Origin of the sequence: Blastococcus sp. MG754426 (genome assembly GCF_021699055.1) — a bacterium.
Taxonomy (GTDB): Bacteria; Actinomycetota; Actinomycetes; order Mycobacteriales; family Geodermatophilaceae; genus Blastococcus.
In genome coordinates this window covers 125405-147499 of sequence record NZ_SSXC01000005.1, presented here as the reverse complement: position 1 = coordinate 147499, position 22095 = coordinate 125405, and the positions used below count along the sequence as shown (strand labels likewise).

At 76.0% G+C, this 22095-nt stretch carries 24 protein-coding genes and 1 pseudogene; 14 read left to right on the top strand and 11 right to left on the bottom strand.

All coding sequences use genetic code 11. The annotated features are described in order from the left end of the window. The first annotated feature begins 232 nt into the window (after window positions 1-232). The 8 genes from E9549_RS04425 to E9549_RS04390 all read left to right on the top strand — a co-directional run bounded on the left by E9549_RS04425 (window position 233) and on the right by E9549_RS04390 (window position 7850). Window positions 233-1288 carry an amidohydrolase family protein gene (locus E9549_RS04425; protein WP_236825371.1) on the top strand — a complete coding sequence of 352 codons (1056 nt, stop codon included), beginning with the start codon at window positions 233-235 and terminating at the stop codon, window positions 1286-1288. Beyond that, the gene (locus tag E9549_RS04420; RefSeq protein WP_236825370.1) at window positions 1285-2043 is read left to right on the top strand and encodes an iron-sulfur cluster assembly protein; all 759 of its coding nucleotides are present in this window, start codon (window positions 1285-1287) and stop codon (window positions 2041-2043) included. The genes E9549_RS04425 and E9549_RS04420 overlap by 4 nt, the downstream gene beginning before the upstream one ends. Further along, complete coding sequence (locus E9549_RS04415; protein WP_236825369.1) at window positions 2040-3065, top strand: NAD(P)-dependent alcohol dehydrogenase; 1026 nt, start codon at window positions 2040-2042, stop codon at window positions 3063-3065. Before E9549_RS04420 ends, E9549_RS04415 begins: the two co-directional genes overlap by 4 nt. Window positions 3066-3195: 130 nt before the next feature. Next, window positions 3196-4233: a zinc-binding dehydrogenase gene (locus E9549_RS24005; RefSeq protein ID WP_236825368.1), complete on the top strand. Its 1038-nt coding sequence runs from the start codon at window positions 3196-3198 to the stop codon at window positions 4231-4233. Between the two features lie 46 nt (window positions 4234-4279). Further along, window positions 4280-4489 (top strand): hypothetical protein, encoded by a 210-nt coding sequence (locus E9549_RS04405; RefSeq protein ID WP_236825367.1) that lies wholly within the window; start codon window positions 4280-4282, stop codon window positions 4487-4489. Window positions 4490-4598: 109 nt separating this feature from the next. Further along, on the top strand, window positions 4599-5507 hold the full coding sequence (locus E9549_RS04400; RefSeq protein WP_236825366.1) for an NAD(P)-dependent oxidoreductase: 909 nt from the start codon (window positions 4599-4601) through the stop codon (window positions 5505-5507). A 56-nt stretch (window positions 5508-5563) separates the two neighbouring features. Then, window positions 5564-6211, top strand: a complete 648-nt coding sequence (locus tag E9549_RS04395) for a class I SAM-dependent methyltransferase (protein WP_236825365.1) — start codon at window positions 5564-5566, stop codon at window positions 6209-6211. A 175-nt stretch (window positions 6212-6386) separates the two neighbouring features. Continuing rightward, a complete protein-coding gene (locus tag E9549_RS04390) occupies window positions 6387-7850 on the top strand; it encodes a cryptochrome/photolyase family protein (RefSeq protein WP_236825364.1) in 1464 nt (487 codons plus the stop codon). 34 nt (window positions 7851-7884) lie between these two features. Here the strand turns inward: E9549_RS04390 and E9549_RS04385 are convergent, their stop codons facing one another. Then, the gene (locus E9549_RS04385; RefSeq protein ID WP_236825363.1) at window positions 7885-8592 is read right to left on the bottom strand and encodes a hypothetical protein; all 708 of its coding nucleotides are present in this window, start codon (window positions 8590-8592) and stop codon (window positions 7885-7887) included. Between the two features lie 161 nt (window positions 8593-8753). Between E9549_RS04385 and E9549_RS04380 the strand changes: the two genes are divergently transcribed. Continuing rightward, window positions 8754-9296: a potassium channel family protein gene (locus tag E9549_RS04380; RefSeq protein WP_236825362.1), complete on the top strand. Its 543-nt coding sequence runs from the start codon at window positions 8754-8756 to the stop codon at window positions 9294-9296. A gap of 82 nt (window positions 9297-9378) precedes the next feature. Here E9549_RS04380 and E9549_RS04375 read toward each other — a convergent pair whose 3' ends face one another. From E9549_RS04375 to E9549_RS04365, 3 genes and pseudogenes are all read right to left on the bottom strand, one after another. After that, window positions 9379-9633 (bottom strand): hypothetical protein, encoded by a 255-nt coding sequence (locus E9549_RS04375; protein ID WP_236825361.1) that lies wholly within the window; start codon window positions 9631-9633, stop codon window positions 9379-9381. 65 nt (window positions 9634-9698) lie between these two features. Further along, window positions 9699-10946: pseudogene (locus E9549_RS24440) on the bottom strand (ABC transporter permease); the annotation flags it as partial. Window positions 10947-11038: 92 nt separating this feature from the next. Next, window positions 11039-11977, bottom strand: coding sequence for an ABC transporter ATP-binding protein (locus E9549_RS04365; RefSeq protein WP_236825359.1), 939 nt, complete (start codon window positions 11975-11977; stop codon window positions 11039-11041). Between the two features lie 285 nt (window positions 11978-12262). On the opposite strand from E9549_RS04365, the gene E9549_RS04360 reads away from it, so the two are divergent. From E9549_RS04360 to E9549_RS04350, 3 genes are all read left to right on the top strand, one after another. Beyond that, window positions 12263-13843: a DUF4389 domain-containing protein gene (locus E9549_RS04360; protein ID WP_236825358.1), complete on the top strand. Its 1581-nt coding sequence runs from the start codon at window positions 12263-12265 to the stop codon at window positions 13841-13843. 90 nt (window positions 13844-13933) lie between these two features. Then, window positions 13934-14875, top strand: coding sequence for an NAD(P)H-binding protein (locus tag E9549_RS04355; protein ID WP_236825357.1), 942 nt, complete (start codon window positions 13934-13936; stop codon window positions 14873-14875). Beyond that, window positions 14848-15651 carry a CPBP family intramembrane glutamic endopeptidase gene (locus E9549_RS04350; protein ID WP_236825356.1) on the top strand — a complete coding sequence of 268 codons (804 nt, stop codon included), beginning with the start codon at window positions 14848-14850 and terminating at the stop codon, window positions 15649-15651. Before E9549_RS04355 ends, E9549_RS04350 begins: the two co-directional genes overlap by 28 nt. 61 nt (window positions 15652-15712) lie before the next feature. Here E9549_RS04350 and E9549_RS04345 read toward each other — a convergent pair whose 3' ends face one another. The 7 genes from E9549_RS04345 to E9549_RS04315 form a co-directional block, all read right to left on the bottom strand. Further along, on the bottom strand, window positions 15713-16492 hold the full coding sequence (locus E9549_RS04345; RefSeq protein WP_236825355.1) for a methyltransferase domain-containing protein: 780 nt from the start codon (window positions 16490-16492) through the stop codon (window positions 15713-15715). Between the two features lie 29 nt (window positions 16493-16521). Beyond that, on the bottom strand, window positions 16522-17097 hold the full coding sequence (locus E9549_RS04340) for an OsmC family protein (protein ID WP_236825354.1): 576 nt from the start codon (window positions 17095-17097) through the stop codon (window positions 16522-16524). 141 nt (window positions 17098-17238) lie between these two features. Beyond that, the gene (locus E9549_RS24000; RefSeq protein ID WP_236825353.1) at window positions 17239-18822 is read right to left on the bottom strand and encodes a LuxR C-terminal-related transcriptional regulator; all 1584 of its coding nucleotides are present in this window, start codon (window positions 18820-18822) and stop codon (window positions 17239-17241) included. Then, window positions 18819-19814: an AAA family ATPase gene (locus E9549_RS04330; protein WP_236825352.1), complete on the bottom strand. Its 996-nt coding sequence runs from the start codon at window positions 19812-19814 to the stop codon at window positions 18819-18821. The genes E9549_RS24000 and E9549_RS04330 overlap by 4 nt, the downstream gene beginning before the upstream one ends. Window positions 19815-19978: 164 nt before the next feature. Further along, on the bottom strand, window positions 19979-20341 hold the full coding sequence (locus E9549_RS04325) for a DUF6578 domain-containing protein (RefSeq protein ID WP_236825351.1): 363 nt from the start codon (window positions 20339-20341) through the stop codon (window positions 19979-19981). Window positions 20342-20426: 85 nt separating this feature from the next. Further along, the gene (locus E9549_RS04320) at window positions 20427-20609 is read right to left on the bottom strand and encodes a DUF6186 family protein (RefSeq protein ID WP_236825350.1); all 183 of its coding nucleotides are present in this window, start codon (window positions 20607-20609) and stop codon (window positions 20427-20429) included. 14 nt (window positions 20610-20623) lie between these two features. Continuing rightward, window positions 20624-20998 carry a hypothetical protein gene (locus E9549_RS04315; protein WP_236825349.1) on the bottom strand — a complete coding sequence of 125 codons (375 nt, stop codon included), beginning with the start codon at window positions 20996-20998 and terminating at the stop codon, window positions 20624-20626. A gap of 38 nt (window positions 20999-21036) precedes the next feature. Here E9549_RS04315 and E9549_RS04310 point away from each other — a divergent pair, with 38 nt between their 5' ends. Continuing rightward, the gene (locus tag E9549_RS04310) at window positions 21037-21717 is read left to right on the top strand and encodes a CPBP family intramembrane glutamic endopeptidase (RefSeq protein ID WP_236825348.1); all 681 of its coding nucleotides are present in this window, start codon (window positions 21037-21039) and stop codon (window positions 21715-21717) included. A gap of 72 nt (window positions 21718-21789) precedes the next feature. Then, entirely contained in the window at window positions 21790-22050 is a 261-nt protein-coding gene (locus E9549_RS04305) for a hypothetical protein (RefSeq protein ID WP_236825347.1), read from the top strand. Window positions 22051-22095 lie beyond the last annotated feature (45 nt).

The following is a 22095-nucleotide window of genomic DNA, read 5'->3' as shown; positions in this document are numbered from 1 at the left end:
GTCAGGGCGGGCGGGGGTCCGGACCGCTCTGCGTCCACGGCGGCGCACCTCCCCCAGGGGGTGCGGCCGGCGGGCGCGCACCCGTCTCGTTGCCGGATGGCCCGGCAGGCTACGCCTTCCCGGCGTCTCAAAGTGAGACAGGCCACATCTACCGCGTGGGGCGCGACCTTCCTAGCGTCGTCGTCGAGCGGCGTGAGCGCCGTCACATCCCGAACCGCTGGGAGGCCGGCAGATGTACCGCAAGGACGGCGAGGACTACTTCATCGTGGACGCCCACATCGCGCTGTGGGACGCACGTCCGGAGAACCAGCGCAACGTCCACGGCAAGCAGTTCATCGACTGCTTCTACGACTACCACCGCAACCTCAGCCCCGAGTCCGAGCAGTGGGGGTACGAGGAGTACCTCTACCAGGGCGGCGAGCGGCTGATGCGCGACGTCTTCGTCGACGGCATCGTCGACCACGCCATCTTCCAGCCCGCCCGGCTCGCCGAGTTCTACCACCGGGGCTTCGGCCAGACCGAGGAGGCGTTCGCCCTTGCACAGGCCCACCCGGACAAGCTGACCTACAACCACTACTGGGACCCGCGCGACGGCGAGAACGGCCTCACCGCGCTGCGGGCCGCCGCCGAGCGGATGCACCTGAAGGGGGTGAAGCTCTACACCGCGGACTGGCACGGCGAGTCCCGCGGCTGGAAGCTCACCGACCCGATGGCCTACCGCTACCTCGAGCTCTCCCAGGAACTCGGCATCCGGAACATCCACATCCACAAGGGCCCCACCATCCGCCCGCTGGACCGCGACGCCTTCGACGTCGCCGACGTCGACCACGTGGCCACCGACTTCCCCGACCTGACCTTCGTGGTGGAGCACTGCGGGCTGCCCCGGCTGGAGGACTTCTGCTGGATCGCCACCCAGGAGCCGAACGTGCACGCTGGGCTGGCCGTGGCGATGCCGTTCATCCACACCCGGCCGCGCTACTTCGCCCAGATCATCGGCGAGCTCACCTACTGGCTCGGGGAGGACCGCATCCTCTTCTCCAGCGACTACGCGCTGTGGACCCCGAGGTGGCTGGTCGAGAAGTTCGTGGACTTCCAGATCCCGGAGGACATGAGCCCGGAGTACGCGCCGCTCACCACGGAGCTCAAGAAGAAGGTGCTGGGGTTGAACGCCGCGAAGCTCTACGACCTGCCGGTGCCCCCGGAGCTGCGGCTGCCCGACGCCGACGAGCCCGCCACCGGCCCGCGCCAGCCCGGGGCCGCGGACCTCGCGGGTGCGGGTGCCCGGTGACCGCCGTCCTCCCGGACCTGGCAGCGGACGTCCGGGCCGCCCTGGGGGCCGTCGTCGACCCCGAGCTCGACGAGCCGATCACCGACCTCGGCTTCGTCCGCTCGGTCTCGGTGACCGGCGGTGCCGTCGAGGTGCACCTGCGGCTGCCGACCTCGTTCTGCGCGCCCAACTTCGCCTGGCTCATGGCGTCCGACGCCCGGGACGCGGTGGCCGCCGTCCCGGGGGTGGCGTCCGTGCTCGTCGAGCTCGACGACCACCACGACTCCGACCTGATCAACCGCGGCCTGGCCGCCGGAGCCGGCTACCGCGGCACCTTCGGGCACGAGGCCGAGGAGTCGCTGGACGAGCTCCGCGCCACCTTCGCCCGCAAGGCGCACACCGCCGCGATGGAGCGGGCGGTCACCGCCCTGCTGCGCACCGACCCGGCGGCGGACGTGGCCGCGCTCGTCCTCGGGGACCTGCCGACGGGGGAGCGCACCACCGAGGCGCTGCTGCAGCGCCGGGCCGCGCTCGGCCTGCCGGTGGACGACGACGCACCCGTGCTCGTCGACGCCCACGGCACCCGCCCCGCCCCGGAGGCAGCCGCGCTGTTCCTGCGCCGGGCCCGCTCGGTGCGCATCTCGATCGACGGGAACGCGCACTTCTGCCGCGGGCTGCTCACCACCCGCTACCCGGGGTCGGAGGCCGACCAGGCGCCCCGCCCCGAGGACCGACCGCTCCTGTCGCTCACCGTCTCGAAGGAGAGCCGCCCGTGAAGGCCGTCCGCGTCCACGAGTACCACGCCGACCCGAGCGTCGACGACATCCCCGAGCCGCAGCTGCGGGGCCCGCTCGACGTCGTCGTCAAGATCGGCGGCGCCGGTGTCTGCCGCACCGACCTGCACATCCTCGAGGGCCAGTGGGCCGAGCTGCAGAACCCCGAGCTGCCCTACGTCATCGGGCACGAGAACGCCGGGTGGGTGCACGCGGTCGGCGAGGGCGTCACCAACGTGGCCGTCGGCGACACCGTGATCCTGCACCCGCAACCCAGCTGCGGTCTGTGCGCCGCCTGCCGGGCCGGCCGGGACATGCAGTGCGAGAACGCGTTCTTCCCCGGCTTGTCGAACGACGACGGCGGCATGGCCGAGTACCTGCGCACCACCGCCCGCGCCTGCGTGAAGCTCGACCCGTCGACCAACCCGGCGGACGTCGCGGCGCTGGCGGACGCCGGCATCACGGCCTACCACGCCGTGCGCAAGGCGCTGCCGCTGCTGCACCCGGGCACCACCGCCGTCGTGCAGGGTGCCGGCGGGCTCGGCCACATCGGCATCCAGTGCCTCGCGGCGCTCACCGGGACGCGGATCGTCGTGGTCGACCGGAACCCCGACGCCCTGGAGCTCGCCCGGCAGATCGGCGCCGACGAGACCGTGGTCGCCGACGGGGACCAGGTGCAGGCGGTGCAGGAGCTGACCGGCGGGGGAGCCGACGTCGTCTTCGACTTCGTCGCCGAGCAGGGCGCGGAGATGGACGGCTGGCGCATGACCGGACCGGCCGGCTCGCTGTACGTCATCGGGTACGGCGGTGAGCTGCGGATCCCGACGCTGGAGTTCGTCGCCGGGGAGAAGAACGTCGTCGGCAACATCGTCGGCACCTACACCGACCTGGCCGAGCTGATGGTGCTCGCGCAGGCGGGGAAGGTCACGCTGCACACCCAGCAGTACCCGCTCGACCGGGCCGTGGACGCGATCCGCGACCTCGACGCCGGGAAGGTCCGGGGCCGGGCGATCCTCGTGCCCTGACCCCCGACCGAGGAGGCCCCGTCGCCCACCGAGGCCCGCCCCGACCTGCTCGACGACGACGGGCTGCGGATCGACCGGCTCCGCCGCATCGCGTGACGGGCGGGTCACCGGCGGCTGACAGCATGGTGGCGTGCGCGCCCTCGTCGTCGATGCCGTCCGAGCCAGGCCCGAGGTGCGGGAGGTGCCGGCGCCCGCCGCCCCGGCGGGCGGCGTGGTGGTGCGGGTGATGGCCACCGGGCTGTGCCGCAGCGACTGGCACGCGTGGGCCGGCCACGACGAGATCGCCTTCCCGCACGTGCCCGGGCACGAACTCGCCGGGGTGGTGGCCGAGGTCGGGGCCGGTGTCACCCGCTGGCGGGTGGGCGACCGCGTCACCGTCCCGTTCGTCTGCGGCTGCGGCCGGTGCCGGTGGTGTCTCGCGGGGGAGGCGCAGGTCTGCCCCGACCAGCAGCAGCCCGGCTTCACGCACTGGGGGTCCTTCGCCGAGCAGGTCGTCCTGCACGCCGCCGACACCAACCTGGTGGCCATCCCCGAGCGGGTCGACTTCGCGACCGCCGCCGCGCTCGGCTGCCGGTTCGCCACGGCCTACCGCGCGCTGGTCGGCCGCGCGCGGGTGGCCGAGGGGGAGTGGGTGGTCGTCGTCGGCGCCGGCGGCGTCGGGCTGAGCACGGTGATGATCGCCCGCGCCCTGGGCTGCCGGGTGGTGGCGGTCGACCGCAACCCCGCGGCCCTCGCCGCCGCGGCCGCGCTCGGCGCTGCGCACACGGTGCTCGCCGACGGCGCCGACGTCCCGGACGCCGTCGCGGCGCTGACCGGGGGCGGCAGCGACGTCGCCGTCGACGCGGTGGGCAGCGAGCAGACCTGCGCTGACGCCATCCGTAGCCTCCGCCGGCGGGGACGGCACGTGCAGGTGGGGCTGCTGCCGCCGGTCGGGGGCCACCCGCGCGTCCCCATGGACCGGGTGATCGCCTGGGAGCTGGACCTGCTCGGCAGCCACGGGATGGCGGCGGCGGACTACCCGGGCATGCTGGCGCTCATCGAGCAGGGCGCGCTGCGGCCCGAGCTGCTGGTGGAGCGCACGATCGGCCTGGCGGAGGCGGCGGAGCTGCTGCCCGTCTTCGACCGGGCGGCCGTGGCCGGGCTGACGGTGGTCGATCCCGCGAGGTGACCGCGACCTGCTCTGCGGGGGCGCGGGTGCGCTGGCAGGTCCGGCCATGGCGCCCGGCCGCGCAGCCCACCCTTCCTCGACCGGTTCCTGGCCGCCGCGGACGCTGATCGACGACGGCCTCGTTCTCGACGGGCGGGACGGGCACGACGCCGGGGCCGTCGTCGGCGGGATCTGCCGCGACCTCGTCGTCGAGGACCCCGGCGCGGCGTTGCGCGCCCGTGTGCGCGGGCTGCCCTGCGCGAGCCCGGTGACCTGAAGGACCCGGACGGCGTGGCGGCGTACGCGGGGGCCGCGGCGGTCCGGCAGCTCTGAGCCACGGATGGCAGATCAGGCGGTCCGGCGCGGGCGCTGGCAGGGTGGGCGGCATGGCCCCTCCCTCTCCCGTCGTCGTGGTGACCGGTGCGAACGGCCTGGTGGGCACCGCGGTGTGCCGGGCGCTCGCCGCGCGGTCGGCACAGGTGCGCGCCGTCGTCCGGCGGGCCGGCAGCGCGCCCGCGCTGGACTGCGTCACCGAGCACGTGGGCGACTTCGCCGAGGAGGACCTCGCCCGTGCGGTGACCGAGGGCGCCGACGCGGTCGTCACCACCGTGCACCCCATGGGCTCGCCCCGGGAGGTGCAGCACCGGGTCGGGGTCGAGGGCACGTCGGTGATCGCCCGGGCGGCCCGGGACGCCGGTGTCGCCCGCCTGGTGCACGTCTCCACGGCGGGGGTCTACGACCGCTCGGCCGGGGTCGGGGACGTCGCCGAGGACGGTGCGCTCCTGCCCGAGGGCAGCGGCGACTACCCCGACACGAAGAACGCCACCGACGCCGCGCTGGCCGAGGTCGGCGGGCTGACGACGGTCCTGGTGCGCCCGCCGGCGATCCTGGGGCCGGGGGAGACCTCGGTGTGGAACACGCTGCGGCCGCAGGCCGTCCGCGGCGGTGAGAACCGGGCGAACCCGGCGCAGACCTGGGCGTGGGTGCACGTCGAGGACCTGGCGGCGCTGATCGCCGACGTCGCCACGGGGGCGATCGCGACCGCCGGCGACCCCGAGGAGGGACCGGTCGCCGGCGGGACGACGCCGGTCGTCGTGGCGGGGGAGCCGGCGACGTGGCGGGACTACCTCGAGACGGTGGCGGACGCCGTGGGGGTCGATCCCGAGTGGACCGACGAGCCGGTGTGGACCGGGCAGCTGCGCGCCGACCGCGCACGGCGCTGGGGCTGGGCACCGCGGGTGGACCTCGCGCACGCCCTCCACGAGCTGCGGAGCGGCCTGCTGCAGCGTCCCTGACGATCCCCGGGGACCGGGCGCGCCCGTGCGGCGGTGCGCGGGTGCATCCTGGGGCCGTGCCGCCCGCAGCCGCCTTCGCCCCCCGCCCCGTCTTCGCCCGGGTCTACGGCCGGCTGGCCGCGGTGGGCGAGCGGCACGGTCTGGCCGAGGTCCGGGCGGGGCTGCTGGCCGGAACCGCCGGCCGGGTGCTGGAGGTCGGGGCGGGCTCGGGCGCGAACTTCGCCCACTACCCGCCCGCGGTCGGCTCCGTGCTCGCCGTCGAGCCGGAGCCGCACCTCCGCCGGCTGGCCCAGCGGGCCGCCGCCCGCGCGCCCGTGCCGGTCGGCGTCGTCGACGCCGTGGCCGAGGCCCTGCCCGTCGCCGACGGCGCGGTCGACACCGTCGTCGTCACGCTGGTGCTGTGCAGCGTGGCCGACCAGCAGCGCGCGCTCCGGGAGCTGCACCGCGTGCTGCGGCCCGGTGGCCGACTGGTCTTCTGGGAGCACGTCCGGGCCGAGCGGCCGCCGCTGACGACCGTGCAGGACCTGCTCGACCGCACCGTGTGGCCGCTGGTCGGCGGCGGGTGCCACCTCGGGCGCGACACGGCCGCCGGGATAGCGGCGGCCGGCTTCACCCTGGAGTCGGTGGAGCGGCACCGCATGCCCGACACCCGCGTCCCGCTGCCCATGGCGCCGCACATCGCCGGCACCGCCCGGCGGGCATAGCCGACCCCGGTGCCGGCGCGCCGCGGGCCGGGTCGCGCGCGGTGCGGCGGGCACCGCAGGATGTCCGCGGAGGTGGGGCCGGTGGCAGAAGGAGCGGTCGGTCGCGGGCCAGGGGCGGACGATCCCGCCCTCGCCGACTTCCCCGACCGGGCCCCGGCGACCCGGCGCGGGTGCTTTGCCGACCAGCTCGGCCCGCACTTCCTCGACGCGCCGGGCCAGCCGGTGCTGCTGGTCGAGTCCCGGGCCGTCCTCGCCCGCCGGCGCTTCCACCGGCAGAAGGCCCACCTGGTGCTGTCGGCACCGGGCCGCCGAGCTGGGCGACCAGGCCGAGTTCCACCAGGTCGGCACCTACGCCGAGGCCCTCGACCGGGTCGGCGAGCCGCTGAGCGTGTGCGCGCCGACGTCGTGGAGCAGCCGCGACTACGTGCTCCGCCGACCCCACCTCCAGGTGCTCGCCGCCCGCGGGTTCGTCAGCACCCCGGCGGAGTTCGCCGCCTGGGCCGACGGGCGGGGGCGGCAGCGGCTGCTCATGGAGGACTTCTACCGCGACGCCCGGCGGCGGCACGACGTCCTGCTGGACGGCGCGGGCCCGGTCGGTGGCCGGTGGAACCTCGACGAGGAGAACCGGCAGCCGCCGCCCGCCGACGGCCGCTCCCCGGCGCCCGAGCCGTGGTGGCCGCAGGAGGACGAGATCGACGAGGAGGTGCGCGCCGACCTCGACCGGTGGGAGGCCGCCGGGGAGGTGTCCTTCGTGGGGGACGACGGGCCGCGGCTGTTCCCCGTCACCCGGCGGGACGCGCTGGACCGGCTGGCCGACTTCCTGGACCACCGCCTGGACGCCTTCGGCCCGCACGAGGACGCGATGCTGGCCGGCGAGCGGTGGCTGGCCCACTCGCTGCTCTCACCCGCGCTCAACCTGGGGCTGCTCGACCCCGTCGACGTCGTCGGGCAGGCCGAGCAGCGCTACCGCGACTCGGTCGCCGGCGGGGACCCGCTGCCGCTCAACAGCGTGGAGGGCTTCGTCCGGCAGGTCATGGGCTGGCGCGACTACATCTGGCACATGTACTGGCACCTGGGCCGTGACTTCCGGAGCCGGAACGTCCTCGGGGCGCACGCCGAGGTGCCCGGCTGGCTGGCCGACCTGGACGACGCCGCCGTCGACGCCGCCTGCCTCTCCGACGTGCTGGGCGACCTGCGCCGGGACGGCTGGGTGCACCACATCCCGCGGCTGATGGTGCTGGGCAACTACGCGCTGCAGCGCGGCATCGACCCGTCGGCGATGACCGACTGGTTCCACGAGAGTTTCGTCGACGGCTACGAGTGGGTGATGGTCGCCAACGTCGTCGGCATGAGCCAGCACGCCGACGGTGGTGTGCTGGCCACCAAGCCCTATGCCTCCGGCGGCGCCTACATCGACCGGATGAGCGACTACTGCGGCGGCTGCCGGTACGACCCGAGGCAGCGGCTCGGGGAGGACGCCTGCCCCTACACCGCCGGGTACTGGGCCTTCCTCGCGCGGACCCGGGACCGGCTGTCGGGCAACCACCGCATGCGCCGGCCGCTGCAGGGCCTGGACCGGCTGGCAGACCTGGAGGCCGTGGTGGAGCAGGAGCGGCGCCGCGGCACGACGCCGCCCTGACCGCGCGATGACCGCACCACCCGCCGCGCCGGGGTCACGAGCGGCCGGGCGGGAGGGGCAGGCGACGGAGGTGCCGCACCACGATCGCCGACGGGAAGCAGAGGAGGGCGGTCGCGCCGATCATCTTCGCCGTCTCCTCGGCCACGCGCCGGACCGTCGAGTCCCACCCGGTCACGTCCAGGCCGACGGAGGCCGCGAGCGCCCCCAACCCGAGGAGCAGGAGGACCACCTCCGGCTGCCCGGCGAGCTCCGACCGGAAGCCGGCGAGCAGGGCCAGGACGACGACCACGTAGAGCAGGTAGACCAGCACCTCGGGGACGCCCAGGTAGGGGAGCACGACCTCGTGCAGGAGGAAGCGGTCGTCCAGCGTGAGGACCGCCGTCAGCAGACCCCACCCGGCCAGCGCGGCGGACAGCCGCGCGTCGACGTGCCGCAGCCCCACGGCGGCGAGGAGGATCACCGCTGCGGCGGCCGCCCACACGAAGAGGTTCAGCGAGGCGACGCCACCCACGAACCACGGGATGCCCGTCACCTCCACGGGGTCGCTCATGAGGTCCATCGCGGCGATCGAGCCACCCGAGACGAGCGCGGCGAGCGGCGCCAGCGCGGCCGCCGCGAGGCCGGACGCGACGGCGGCGATCAGCCACCCCCGCTGCCGGCGGATGCGGGCAGCGGCGCCCGGTCCCCGGCCGCCGTCGGTGCCTCGGCGCTCCGGCCGCTCTCGCTGCGATCGCTCCGTCACCTGCTCGAGGCTAGCCAGTCTCGGAAGCGGGGCGCGACGGCGCCGCCGCTCCGCACGGCGCGCGTGCGCCTGTCTTGACCCGGCCGCGGCCCTACCGCTGTGGTGGAGCTGCCGCTACCCGGCCATGCGCTGCCCGATCGCGCGGAGGGGGAGACCTCCGGATGGACGCGTCGGACCGATCCCGCGCACCTGGCCCGCCCCACCGGCTGCGCCTGCTCCTCACCGTCTGCCTCCTGGTCGGGGCGTACCACCTGGTGCCGGTCCGGGAGCCCGCCGCGGAGACCGCCACGTTGCTCCGCGGGGGCGGGACGGCGGTCCTCCTCGCGGTCGCCGCCTGGCTGGTGGTCCGGGAGGTGGTCCGTGAGGCGGGGCACGTGGGTGCCGCCCGCCGCCTGGACCGCCTGCTCGTCGCCCTGGTCGGCGGCATCCTCGTCTTCGCGCTCGCCGACTTCGCCGTCGCGAGCGGGCAGGACGGGCAGTTCGTGGGGCTCGAGACGAGGACCGACGCGCTGTACTTCGCGCTGTCGACGCTCACGACGGTCGGGTACGGCGACATCCACGCGGCGGGGCAGCTCGCGCGGGTGCTGGTCAGCGTCCAGCTGGTGTTCAACGTGCTGGTGCTCGCCGCCGCCGCCCGGATCCTGTGGCAGGGACTGGGGGAGCGGAGGGATCGGGAGCGGCCGCATGCCAGCGGCCCGCCCTGACAGCGACCGCCGGCGTCGTGCGCGAAGCTGGGCGCGCCCGGGAGCGGTGGCAGGTCGTGCCCGCGCCGGCGCTCCGGGCCGGTCAGGACCGCGCGTCGCGGCGAACCTCCCAGCGGAAGTACCGGACCGCGACGGCGCCGGCCAGGACGCCCCAGCCCGCCAGCACCCCGAGGTGGCCCCAGGCGAGCTCCGCACCGGCGGGGTCCCACGCCTGCGCCAGGGCGTTCTGGAAGTGCAGGAGCGGGAAGAGCGCGCCGACGCCGCGCATCCACTCCGGCCCGTCGATGAAGAACACCTCGGAGAAGAAGGCCAGCGGCAGCAGCACCACCAGGCCCACCCCGCGCCCACCGCGCGGGCGTCGGGCACGAGCGCCGCCACGACGTAGCCGCACGCGGCCAGCGTCAGCGTGCCGGCGACGAGCACCAGGAGCCCCAGCAGCAGGCCGGGCAGCGTCACCCGGACGTCGAAGAAGGCCGTCCCGACGGCCAGGACCAGGGCGGCGACGACCACGGCGAGCCACAGCGCGGCCGTGGTCCGCCCGGCCAGGTACTGCCACGGCGCGAGCGGTGTGCCGCGCAACCGCTTGAGCACGCCGCGGTCGCGTGCCGTGGCCACGGCCTCGGGCAGGTTGACGAAGGCGGTGACGCCGGCACCCCAGGCGGCCATGCTGGCGGCGAACAGCGTGGGGAACGGCATGCCGTCGACCACCTCCCCGCTGCCGGCCATCGCGACGAGGAGCGCGTACAGCCCGACGGGCATGGCCAGCGCGAAGAAGACCGAGCCGCCGTCGCGCCACGTGGAGCGGGTCGCGGCGACCGCCTGCCCGAGCACCAGCGCGGTGGACCCCGGCCGGTGCCCCACGACCTCGGTCCGGGGCCGGGCGACCCCCGCCCGGCTCGCCGTCCGGGACGGTCCGGCAGGTTCGCCGCTCGCCCGGCTGCCCGGGTCACGGCCCAGGTACCGCGCCGAGACCAGCGCGCCCGCCAGCCCCCAGGCGAGCAGGACGGCCAGCGCGGCGGGGTTCCAGCCGGCGCCGGGCGAGAACGGGTCGAACTGGTCGCGCAGCGCCTCGGCGAAGGGGCGCACGGGGAAGATGCCACCCACGGCGGCCATCCAGGGCAGCTCGCCGCCGATGGTGAAGACCCCGGACACGAAGGCGAGCACGACGGCGGTGCTCACCGAGGCCGCCTGGGCGACGGCCGAGGTCGGGGAGACCGCCGCCACGGCGAGGCCGAGGGCGGCGAAGCAGGCGGTGCCGAGCACCAGGGTGACCACGGTCGCTGGCAGCGTGCGGCCGATGATCTGGACACCGAAGCCGACGACGCCGACCGCGACGGCCGCGACGACCGCGGCGAACGCGTACACCACCGCGCCACCGATCCGGCCGGCGACGTACGACCACGACGGCAGCGGGGTGCCGCGGAACCGCTTGACCACCCCCCGCTCGCGGGCCTCGGCCAGCCCGATCGCGACCGGCGGGTACGCGGAGTACAGCACCCCCAGGGCGACCGCGGTGGGGGTGGCGAACTGCATCACCCGCAGGCCGGTGGCCTCGTCCAGGACGTCGTTCCCGGCCGCGGCACCGATGACGAGCAGCCAGACGAGCGGCAGCGCGATGCTGAAGACGAGCACCACGCGCGAGCGCCACATGTCGGTGAGGACGTAGCGCAGCTGGGCGGCCAGGAGCGCCCCCGTCCCGGGTCGACCGCCCCGCCGGCTGCCGGGAGGAGCGGCGGTGCGGGTCACGGCCGGCCCGCGGGGGCGGTGGCCGCCCCGCCGTCGTCCGCCGGTTCACCGGTCAGCCGCAGGTAGACGTCCTCGAGGGAGGGGCGGCGCACGGAGAGCGCCGGGACCTGCAGCCCGCGCTCCAGCGCCCAGCCGGTGAGCGCGTGCAGGGTGGCCGTGGGCCGGGGGGTGGTGAGCTCCCAGCCGAGCCCGTCGGCGACCGGGACGCCGTCCAGCGGCGGCAGGTCGGCGGCGGCGACGCCCGCCGGGAGCCGGAAGCTGACCACCGCGTCCTGCTGCCCGGCGGCCAGCTCCGCCGGGGTGCCGAGCGCGACCAGCCGGCCGCGCACCACGATGCCGACCCGGTCGGCCAGGTGCTCGGCCTCGTCCATGTAGTGGGTGGTCAGCAGCACGGTCGTGCCCAGGGCGCGCAGCCCCTCCACCAGCTCCCAGGCGCGGCGGCGGGCGGAGGGGTCGAAGCCGGTGGTGGGCTCGTCGAGGAAGAGCAGCTCGGGGTCGCCCACCAGACCGAGGGCCAGGTCGAGCCGGCGGCGCTGGCCACCCGACAGCGTCTTGACCCGGGCGTCGCGCTTGTCGGTGAGGCCGACCTGGTCGATGACCTCGTCCACGCCCAGCCGGCGGGGGTAGAGCCCGCGGTGCAGCCGCACCAGCTCCCGGACGGAGAAGTCCTCGTCGAAGCCGGCCTCCTGCAGCACGATGCCGATCCGCTCGCGGAACTCCCGCCCGCCGGTCTGCGGGTCGTAGCCCAGCACGCGGACGTCTCCGGCGTCGCGCCGGCGGTGGCCCTCCAGGATCTCCACGGTCGTGGTCTTGCCCGCGCCGTTGGGGCCCAGCAGCGCGAAGACCTCGCCCTGCTCGATCCGGAACGACAGGTCGTCCACCGCGACGAGGTCGCCGTACCGCTTGCGCAGCCCCGCCACCTCGACGGCGGTCACCGGGCTCCAACCGGCAGGCCGGCACCGGTCGTGCGGGCCGCGTCGCCCGGCAGTCGTGGATCGGGCACGAAGGTCCTCCGTCCGTCGGCTCCCTCGACCGTCGGCCACACGCCCCGGCGTGGGCAGTGGCCAGGGGCCCGGGCGACCGGTGACCTTCGGCCGCGCGGGGGAGAGGGAGGGCTTCCGGCACGTCCGGAGGTCCCTGCGTGCAGGATCCGTTGGCCCGTGTCCGGCGTCCGGGGGACGGCGGAGCGTCGGAGGCGCCGACGAGACCGAGGAGTTGCGGTGACCGAGACGTTCGTGCCCTACCCGGTTCGCGTGGACGCGGCGCTGGAGCCGGGCCTGTCCCGATGGCTGTGGCTGGTGAAGTGGCTGCTGCTGATCCCGCACTACGTCGTGCTGGCGTTCCTGTGGGTCGCCTTCACCGTGCTGGGCGTCGTGGCGTTCTTCGCCATCCTGTTCACCGCCCGCTACCCGCGGGCGATCTTCGACTTCAACGTCGGCGTGCTGCGCTGGACCTGGCGGGTGCACTACTACGGGTACGCGGCGCTGGGCACCGACCGGTACCCGCCGTTCACCCTGGCCGACGTGCCGGACTACCCGGCGCGCCTGGACGTCGCCTACCCGGAGCGGCTGTCGCGGGGGCTGGTGCTGGTGAAGTGGTGGTTGCTGGCCATCCCGCACTACCTGGTGCTGGCCGTCTTCATCGGCGGCGGGCTGTGGCTGGGCACCCGCACGGGTCCGGACGACGGCTGGGACTCCGGCTGGGGCGCCGGTGGGCTGGTCGGGCTCCTGGTGTTCATCGCGGCGGTCGTCCTGCTGTTCACCGGCCGCTACCCGCGTCCGCTCTACGACTTCGTCCTGGGCATGGACCGGTGGGCCCTGCGCGTCGCCGCCTACGTCGGTCTGATGACCGACCGCTACCCGCCGTTCCGGCTGGACATGGGCGGGACCGACCCGGGGTCCGCGCCCCGTGGTCCGCAGCCCGCGGCACCGGGGGGAGCCGGGGCCGCGCCGGTGCCCGCACCGGCCGCCGACCCGGGAACCGCCGCGCCGGCGACGCCGCCGCGCAGCACCTGGACGGCCGGCCGCGTCACCTCGGTCGTGGTCGGTTCCGTGCTCCTGTTCACCGCGACCGGTCTGCTCGGCAGCGGCGGAGCCCTGCTCTGGGCCGACCAGGCCCAGCGGGACGACGGCTACCTCTGGACGCCGACCGTGGACCTGGCCACCGAGGAGCACGCCCTGGTCTCCGACAGCATCCGGCTGGACACCGCCGGCGAGCAGTGGGTGCTCGACGAGTTCCTCGGCACGGCCAGGCTGGACGTGACCGCTGCCGAGCCCGGCACCGAGATCTTCGTCGGGGTGGCCCGCACGGCCGCGGTCGACCGCTACCTGTCCGGCGTCGCGCACCGGGTGGTGGAGGACCTCGGGGGGACGTGGCCCGGCGACGGACCGCGGGTGGACCGCGCCACCGACGTGCCCGGCGGGCCACCGGAGCAGCCGCCCGGCGAGCTGGGCATCTGGGCGGCGCAGACCAGCGGCCCCGGCACGCAGACGCTCACCTGGCGCCCGGCCGACGGCGCCTGGACGGTCGTGGTCATGCAGGCCGACGGCGGGCCCGGGCTGGCGGTGCAGGCGCGGGCCGGGGCCACGGCGCCCGAGCTGACCTGGATCGCCGTCGGGCTGCTGGTCACCGGCGGGCTGCTGCTGGCCGCTGGGGTGCTGCTGGTCGCGCTCGCGGTGCACCGGGCCCACCGGCGCCCGCCCTCGGGCGCCGTCCCGGCGCAGCCCGGCCCGCCGGCGCCACCGCCCGCGCCGTCGCCGGCGACCCAGGGCACCGGGAGCACCGCCGGCACCCGCACCTGACGCACCCGCCCGGGCCGCGCGGGGTGGTCCCGGGCCGGTCCCCGTGCCGGCCGGGTCGCGCCGGGCGTCCGGCCGGGTGAGGCTGGGCCGGTGAGGATCCTGGTCACCGGCGCGTCCGGGTTCGTCGGCAGCCGGCTGGCCACCGCCCTGGCGGGGGCGGGCCACGACGTCCGGGCGATGACCCGGCGTCCGGAGCGGTACACGGGGTCGGGTACCCCGGTGGCCGGCGACGTCGGCGACGAGCCTTCGCTGCGGGCGGCGCTCGAGGGCTGCGAGGCCGCCTACTACCTCGTCCACTCCCTGGGCGACCCCGACTTCGAGCGCAAGGACGCCGACGCGGCACGCGCCTTCGCCCGGGCCGCCGCCGCGGCCGGCGTCGGCCGGATCGTCTACCTCGGCGGCCTCGGCAAGGACGGTGACCGGCTGTCCCGGCACCTGCGCAGCCGCCGCGAGGTCGAGGAGCTGCTGGGCAGCACCGGTGTGCCGGTGACCGTGCTGCGGGCCGGGATCGTGGTCGGCCACGGCGGGGTCTCCTGGGAGATGACCCGCCAGCTCGTGGCCCACTTGCCGGCCATGGTCACGCCCCGGTGGGTCAGCACCCGGACGCAGCCGATCGCGGTCGCCGACGTCGTCCGGTACCTGGTCGGGGTCCTCGACGCCCCGGAGGCGGCGGGGCGGGTGTTCGAGGTGGGCGGCCCCGAGGTGCTCACCTACCTGCAGATGCTGACGCGCGTCGCCGACATCCAGAACCGGCACCTGTTCGTCGTCCCCGTGCCGCTGCTCAGCCCGCAGCTGTCCTCGCGCTGGCTGGCCCTGGTCACCGACGTCGACGTCGCCACCGGCCGGTCGCTCATCGACTCGATGACCATCGAGGTGGTCGTCACCGATGACGCGATCCGCTCGGTGGTCCCGTTCGAGCCGGTGGACTACGACGAGATGGTCATGACCGCGCTCGTCGAGCGGGCGCGGGAGCGCCGGCGGAAGGTGGGGGAGCGGCGCCGCGGGTGGCTGAGCCGGGGGGCGCGCCGGTGACCCGCGGGCGGGTGTCCCGGGCGCTGCGGGCACGGGCCCGCCGGGCCGTCCTGCCGCTGCTGCGCCGCGTGCCGCGGGACCACTGGGAGAGCGACGAGGCCTTCCGGCGGCGACGGCGGGTCACCGGCGCGGTCGCGGTGGCCGGCGCGTCGCTGCTGGGCGTCTCGCTGTCGACGCCCCCGGGGTCGCCGCGGTTCTACGGGCTGACCCTCGGCGTCGCCGGTACCTGGGTGGTCGGTGGGCTCGCGTCGGGACCGCTGCACCTCGGGCGGATGTTCGGGCCCGGGGACCTGCTGAAGCGGCCGGTGCTGACGCCGATCGCCTCCGGGGTCGGGGCCTTCGGCGTCTTCTACGCCGCGGCGCTGGTCGCCCGCCGGATCCCGGTCCTGGCCCGGGCGATCGGGTCGGTGCTCCGGTACGCCGACCAGGGCTCGGCCCCGCTGGTCGCGACCACCACGCTGGCCAACGGCGTCGCGGAGGAGGTCTTCTTCCGCGGTGCGCTGTACGCGGCCGCGGGGGCCCGGCGGCCGGTGCTCGTCTCGACGGCGGTCTACGGACTGGCCACCACCGCCACGCGCAACCCCGCACTGGTGCTGGCGAGCGTGCCGATGGGCCTGATCTTCGCGCAGCAGCGCCGGATCACCGGGGGCATCCAGGCGCCGGTGCTCACCCACGTGGTGTGGTCGGCGCTGATGCTGCGCTACCTGCCGCCGCTGTTCGCCGACCGGCTCGCCGAGGAGCGCTCGCCGTCGTCCGGGGACGACGGCGACCGCTGAGGGCCGGCGGCCGGTGCGGTGAGCGGCCGCAGCGACCCGGCTCGTGTCCGCCGCCGCCGGGTCACGGCTTGCGGGCCAGCACCGAGACGCTGCGGACGCCGTACTGCTCGCTGGCGTTGCGTGCCTGCTCGGACAGGAACTCGTAGCGGTTGGGCCGCACGTGCTCCACCCGCAGGCCGGCCGCGGTGATGGCCCGCTCGTACACCTCCCGGCGCGGCGCACCGCCGATGCAGGACGCCCACAGGTCGACGTTCGACACGATCGCCTCGGTCAAGGCCTCCTCGGTGACGATGTCGGCGATGGCGAGCCGGCCGCCGGGCCGCAGGACGCGGGCCGCCTCGGCGAACACGGCCTCCTTGTCCGGGGTCAGGTTGATCACCCCGTTGGAGATCACCGCGTCGAAGACCGCGTCCGGGAAGGGCAGCTGCTCGATCCGCCCCGCCCGGAAGGCGACGTGGTCGATGCCGTGCTCCTCCCGGAGCCGTTCGGCCTTCTCCAGCTGCGCGTCGGTCATGTCGATCCCCGCCACCCGGCCCGTGGGGCCGACGCGGAGGGCGGCGAAGAAGGCGTCCATGCCCGACCCCGAGCCGAGGTCGAGCACGGCTTCACCCGCCTGCAGGTCGGCGAGGTCGAAGAACCAGCCGACCCCGGCGAAGGACTCGATGGCCCCCGGGGGGATGCGGTCGAGGTCCTCCGGCGGGTAGCCGAGGCGCTCGGCCAGCGCACGGCCGGTCTCGAAGTGGAACTCCTGGGCCGGTGTCCTGGCCACCGCCCGGTACATGTCCTGCACCTTGCCGGTGAGCACGTCCTGGTCGATGGCTGCCGAGGTGGTGCCTGCCATGGTGATCTCCTCCTCGAAGGGGTCGTCGGTCAGGTCGCCTCTGGGACGACCTCGAGCGTGGTCTCGACGGGCACCGGGTTCACCAGCGAGTCGCGGACCGGGGACGTCTCCTGCACGTACCGGCACAGCTCCTGCAGCTGCTCGGGGGTCGCGTTCGGGCTGGAGACGCGGGCTCGCGCGCGGATGGCCGTGAAGCCGGGGCGCGGCCCGTCCAGACCGAGGAACGGGCGGACGTCGAAGTCGCCCTCGATGTCGTACTCCATGCCCGTGACCTCGATGCCCCGGGCCGCGGCGTTGGCCACGTAGCCGACCGCGTAGCAGAACGCCAGCGACTGGAGCAGCAGCTCGACGGCGTTGGGCCCGCGGTTGGCGCCGAGGAGCACGGGCGGTTCGTCGCCGTGCAGGGTGAACGCGGCGGCCCTGCTCTCGTCCTGGCTGCCGGCGTGCGTGAACGCCCGGATCTCCCCGGTGTTGTAGGTGCCCTCCTGCCACCTGCTGCGGGCGCGGAAGGTGAAGGAGGCCAGGTTCGGGTCCTCCTTGATGGCGTCGATGGTCTCGGCGAGCGCTCGGACGTCGATGCCGTTGGCCGTCGCGGTGGTGGTCATGGCCGTCTCCTGGGTCGGTCGGACGGGTCTCGCGGCCGGGTGGGCCGCCACCTCCGACGCTAGGGACGGCAGGGGCCCCGGGCATCGGTGCTCGCACGCGTATCCCGGGGCAGCGACGCGCGCCGATGCCTTCGGCGGCACCTACGGAAGGGTGCCCAACCGGGTGGACCTGGCGACCGCCTCGGCGCGCGAGGCCGCACCGAGCTTGGCGAGGATCCCCGCCACGTGGTGCTCCACGGTCCGCGGTGAGATGTGCAGGCGCGCCGCGATGCCGGCGTTGCCGAGACCTTCCCGCAGCAGCGCCAGGACCTCCAGCTGCCGGTCGGTCAGGCCCGCGGGGTTCGCCAGCGTCGAGGGTGACGGCCCGCGGGGGACGGTGATGCCGCGCTCCCGCATGCGGCGGCTGATCCGCTGCTCCAGCGGCCGCGCACCGCACCCGCGGGCCAGGTCCAGCCCTTCCGCCAGCGCCGTGGCCGAGTGGGAGAGGGACAGCAGCAACGCCCGGTCGTGCACCCAGCCGGCGCGGCCGAACGCGTCGGCCGCGGCCACCCAGTCCCGCTGGATCATCGCCGCGTGGGGCTCCGGGACGGGCCCGTCGACGGGGAGGTGCCGCCCGCAGACGGCGGCCCACGCGGCGATCCGGGCACCGGCGCCGCCACGCCTCAGCGGCTGGTCGCCGACGATGCGGGAGATCTCGGCCAGCCGTCGCACCGGCAGGGGGTCGCCGCAGGTGAGTGCCCGCTCGACCTGCAGCTCGAAGACGGGCGCGATGCGCTTGAGCTCACCGGTGCGGTCGGCGTCGGCCGCGAGCTCGGCCAGCAGCGCGTCGGCGTCGTCGTCGCCGGACCGGACCGCCCGCTCCGCGAGCACCGTGCGCGCGACCAGGCCGGCCACGGCGACGCCGCGCGCGGCGGACCGGTCGAGGGCCGCCCCGGCCAGCCGCACGGCCTCCTCGGCCCGGCCGCGGCGCAGCAGGAGCCACGCGCGGACGGCGTCGAGGTAGCCGGCCATGGTGTCCACCTCGTGCTCGGCCGCGTACCGGCGACCGCGCTCGACGTGCGCCAGCGCCGCCTCAGGAAGCACCCACTGCAGGCTGATGAAGGCCAGCGAGGTGTGGATCAGGACGACGTGGTGGTGCTCCTCCGCCGCGAGGGCGGTGTCCATGGCCTCGCGCAGCGTCCCGGTGTCGGTCGCGTCCAGCTGCATGCGGGTCGCACCGAGGACGGCGAGCGCGCGGCTCCGGACACCGGCGTCCTCCCAGGCCAGCTCCAGCGCCCGCACCCCCCAGTGCAGGGCGTCGTCGGCCCGGCTGGCCAGCATGGCGAGCTCGGCGACGGCCACGTACGCCTGCGCGAGCCCGGCGGGACATCCGGCGCGGGAGAGCCGGCGGACCGCCGAGCAGGCGTCCGCCCAGGCCGCCGCGCCCTCACCGGCGAACCAGTGCAGGTGCGACCGCAGGGCGGTGCACCTCCCGGCCCCCAGGTGATCGCCCAGGTCGTCGTGGAGCTCGATCGCCCGGGTGGCGGCGGCGACGGCCTCGTCGCCACGGCCGACGACGCACGCCGTACCCGCGAGCTCCTCCCACGACCGCGCCTGCTCGGCCGGTGCGAGCCGGTCGGCGAAGCGGACGGCACGGCGCAGGTGGGCCAGCGCCTCGCGGTGCGCACCCATCGCCCCGGCCTGCCGGGCTGCGGGGAGCGCGTGCTCGGCGACGACCTCCGTCACGCCGGCCGCCTCCGCGTGGTGCACCAGGTCGGCGGGTTCTCCGCCGACCTCCTGGAGGCCCTGCAGGATCCGCCGGTGCAGCAGCCGCCGCCGGACGGGTGGGACGCTCGACCGCACGGCCGCGCGGGTGAGCTCGTGGCAGAAGCGGACGTGCCGCGGTCGCTCGTCAGCAGCTGCCGGCGTTCCGCCTGCTCTGCCTGCTCCGGCCACCCGGGCTCGACGGTGTCGAGGAGGGCCGTCCGCACCCGGCCGGGCACCATCGCGACGAGCTCGAGGAGGGCGCGTGGCCGCTCGTCCAGACGGGCCACCCGGGCCAGCACCGCGTGCGCGAGCGAGGGCGGTGGCGGCCCCTCGCGCGAGGCGATCAGCTCGGTCACGAAGAACGGGTTGCCCCCGGTGAGCGCGAGGACGCGGTCGGCGTCCTCGCCCGCCAGCGCGACCACGGCGGCCCGCGAGAGCGGCGGGAGCTCCAGGGTGACCGAGGTCGCGTGCTGCACCGCGTCCAGCGCTCCCCACAGGTGATGGCCGGGCTCGACCTCGCCGGTGCGCAGCGTGAGCACCAGCAGCACCGGCAGCGACGCCACCCGGCGGCCGAGCACGGTGATGGCATCCACGGTGGCCTGGTCGGCCCAGTGCACGTCCTCGAGGACGAGCACGGTCGGCGCGCGACCTCGGCGGAGCTCCTCGACCAGCTGGGCGGGGAACGCTCCGGGTGCCGTCGCCTCGCGCAGCGACTCCGCCACCGCGGCGGGGAGGGCCTGGGCGATGTCCCGGAAGGGGGCCAGCGGGCGGGGCGTGGCCAGGTCGTCGCACAGCCCGACCAGCACCCGCGCGTCGTCCCGGTGCTGCTCGGCGAACCGCGTCACGAGAGCCGACTTGCCGATACCGGGCTCCCCGCTCACCAGTGCCACCGAGCCACGACCACGCGCCGCGCCGAGCAGCGCCCGATCCAGCGCCGCCAGCGACTCCGCCCGTTCCATCAGTTCGCGCATCCGCGATCCTCCGCGATGGGCGCCGGCTCACCGGCTGCGGCTCCTCCTCGTCACGTGACCACCTGTCCCACCGACGGTACGCCGCCCACCTGACGGGTTCGTGACGTTCGGGTGACGAACCCGGCGGGCGCACCGGGCCCGGCGCCCGGGTGCCCTGACCGCCGCTACCGGGACGTCCGCACGGTCACGAGGAACTCCGCGTGGCCCGGGGGCAGGACGGCGCCGGTCCACGGGTCCTCCAGGTGGCCGTCGTCCTGCTCGTCGAAGCCGCGCAGCGCCGCCCCGCCGGGTACGCGGAGGACGTCCTGCGCGACCCCTCCGTCGCGGACCACGTGGAGCTCGGTCACCCGTCCCCGGACGCGCTCGTCGGCCGGGACGTCGAGGCCGCCGTGGTGGCTCTCCGCGAGCCGCACCCGGCCGTCGGGCCCCTGGTAGCGGATGCACCGGAAGTCCACGAGCTGGTTCCGCTCGATCGCCTCCCCGCAGCACTCGTGCTCCCAGCCACCCACCTCCACGACGACGTCCACGCCGGGAACCTATGCCGTTCGCGGCCGCGGCGACGCCGGCTCAGGAGACCGGTTCCCCACGCGTGACCCCTCCGGGACGACCCCGTCACCGGGCCAGGAGGTGCACCCCGAGCCACAGCCAGGTGAGCAGGACGACCGCGCGGCCCGGCGCCGTCCGCATCGCGGCGCCGAGCGCCTGCCCCGCGCCGGCCGGACCCAGCCCGAGCCGGGCGCAGACCTCGGTCGCCAGGGCGGCGGCGAGCAGCCCCGCGAAGACGGCGGCGCTCACGAGCTCGCCGCCCGTCATCGCCGTGGCCGGGCGAGCAGCCAGGCGCCGACCGCCAGCCAGCCCACGGTGGCGGCGCCGCGCAGCAGCGGCGGGGCGAGGAGGGGGTCGGCGAGATCGCTCGCCGTCGGCAGCGCGTCGCGCGCGAGCGCCACCAGCTCCCAGAGGACGGCGGCGGTGACGAGCGCGAGCCACGGCAGGCCGCGCCGGCCCACCGGTGGAGCGGCCGCGCCCGCCTCCCGGAGCAGGCCCGCGACGACCACGACGGTGCCGGCGGTGCCGACCGCGAGGAGCGCACCGGCCGACAGCTCACCGCAGGCCGTCACGACGGCGGCGCACGGCAGCGCCACGGCGGCGAAGGTGAGCCGGCGCGCGAGCGGGGGAGAACGCACGGGTGCATGCTCGCGCAGCAGGCCGCCGGGGCGGGCTCGTGTTCGCCGCCTCCGTCGCCGTGCTCCTCGGTGCCTGGAACAACGTCGTCATCACCCGGCTGCCGGGCTACCCGCAGTCCTACGTCCCGGTGAACCTGGCCGCGACGGGCCTGATCCTCGCGGGAGCGCGGTTCGCCGGCACCACCTGGCAGGAGCTGGGTCTCGAGCGGCGTCGCACGCGGGCGGGGATCCGCTGGGGTGGGGGGTGCGCCGCCGTGGTCGCCGCCGGCTACGCGGTCGCACTCGCCGTCCCGGCGGTCCGCCCCCTGCTGGCCGACGCGCGGCTCGCCGGTGCGGGCTCCGGGGAGATCGCCCACCAGGCGCTGGTCCGGATCCCGCTGGGCACCGTGGTGTGGGAGGAGGTCGCCTTCCGCGGCGTCCTGCTGGCGGCGCTGCTGCGGCTGCTCCCGCCGCGCACGGCCGTCGCGGTGTCCGCGGCGCTCTTCGGGATCTGGCACATCCGCCCCACACTGAGCGCCGCCAGGGCCAACACGCTGGCGGACGGGGGCGCAGGCCTGTTCGCCGTCGTCCTCCTGGGCTGCGCCCTCACGGCAGCGGCCGGGGTCCTCTTCGCCTGGCTGCGGCTCCGCAGCGGCAGCCTGCTGGCCCCTGTCCTGCTCCACCTGGCGACCAACAGCCTGGGTGCGCTGGCCGCGGCCGCCGCCCACCGTCCCGGGTGAGGCCGGCGGGGGAGCGCCGCAAGGGAGGCGACGACCGCGTTCGAGGACCGGGTCCGCCGTTACGGTGGGCCGGTGTCCACGTCGGTCGTGCTGAGCGTGGCGCCCGCCGAGCCGGTCGACCCGGAGCGCCGCACGGTCGGCGTCCCGGACGACGTCGCCGCCGCGCTCGCGGCCGAGGGGCAGGCCGTCGGCCCCGGGCTGTGGGTGCCGCACCGCGGCCCGGTGCGGCTGCTGTTCCGGCTCAGCGGCCCGGACCGGGTCGCGGCCGGTCAGCGGCTGCTGGCCGAGGTGCGGCGCCTGGGATACGCGGCCGACCTGTCGATCTCCCGCTAGCGACCCGCGGCGGGCGGTTCGTCGGTCGGAGGTGCGGCGGGGCGG

Coding starts and splice junctions, on each gene's coding strand:
- E9549_RS04380 (WP_236825362.1), top strand. CDS start 8,754: ATGGACGCGTCGGACCGATCCCGCGCACCTGGCCCGCCCCACCGGCTG.
- E9549_RS04345 (WP_236825355.1), bottom strand. CDS start 16,492: ATGGCAGGCACCACCTCGGCAGCCATCGACCAGGACGTGCTCACCGGC.
- E9549_RS04425 (WP_236825371.1), top strand. CDS start 233: ATGTACCGCAAGGACGGCGAGGACTACTTCATCGTGGACGCCCACATC.
- E9549_RS04330 (WP_236825352.1), bottom strand. CDS start 19,814: ATGCGCGAACTGATGGAACGGGCGGAGTCGCTGGCGGCGCTGGATCGG.
- E9549_RS04340 (WP_236825354.1), bottom strand. CDS start 17,097: ATGACCACCACCGCGACGGCCAACGGCATCGACGTCCGAGCGCTCGCC.
- E9549_RS04400 (WP_236825366.1), top strand. CDS start 4,599: ATGGCCCCTCCCTCTCCCGTCGTCGTGGTGACCGGTGCGAACGGCCTG.
- E9549_RS04405 (WP_236825367.1), top strand. CDS start 4,280: ATGGCGCCCGGCCGCGCAGCCCACCCTTCCTCGACCGGTTCCTGGCCG.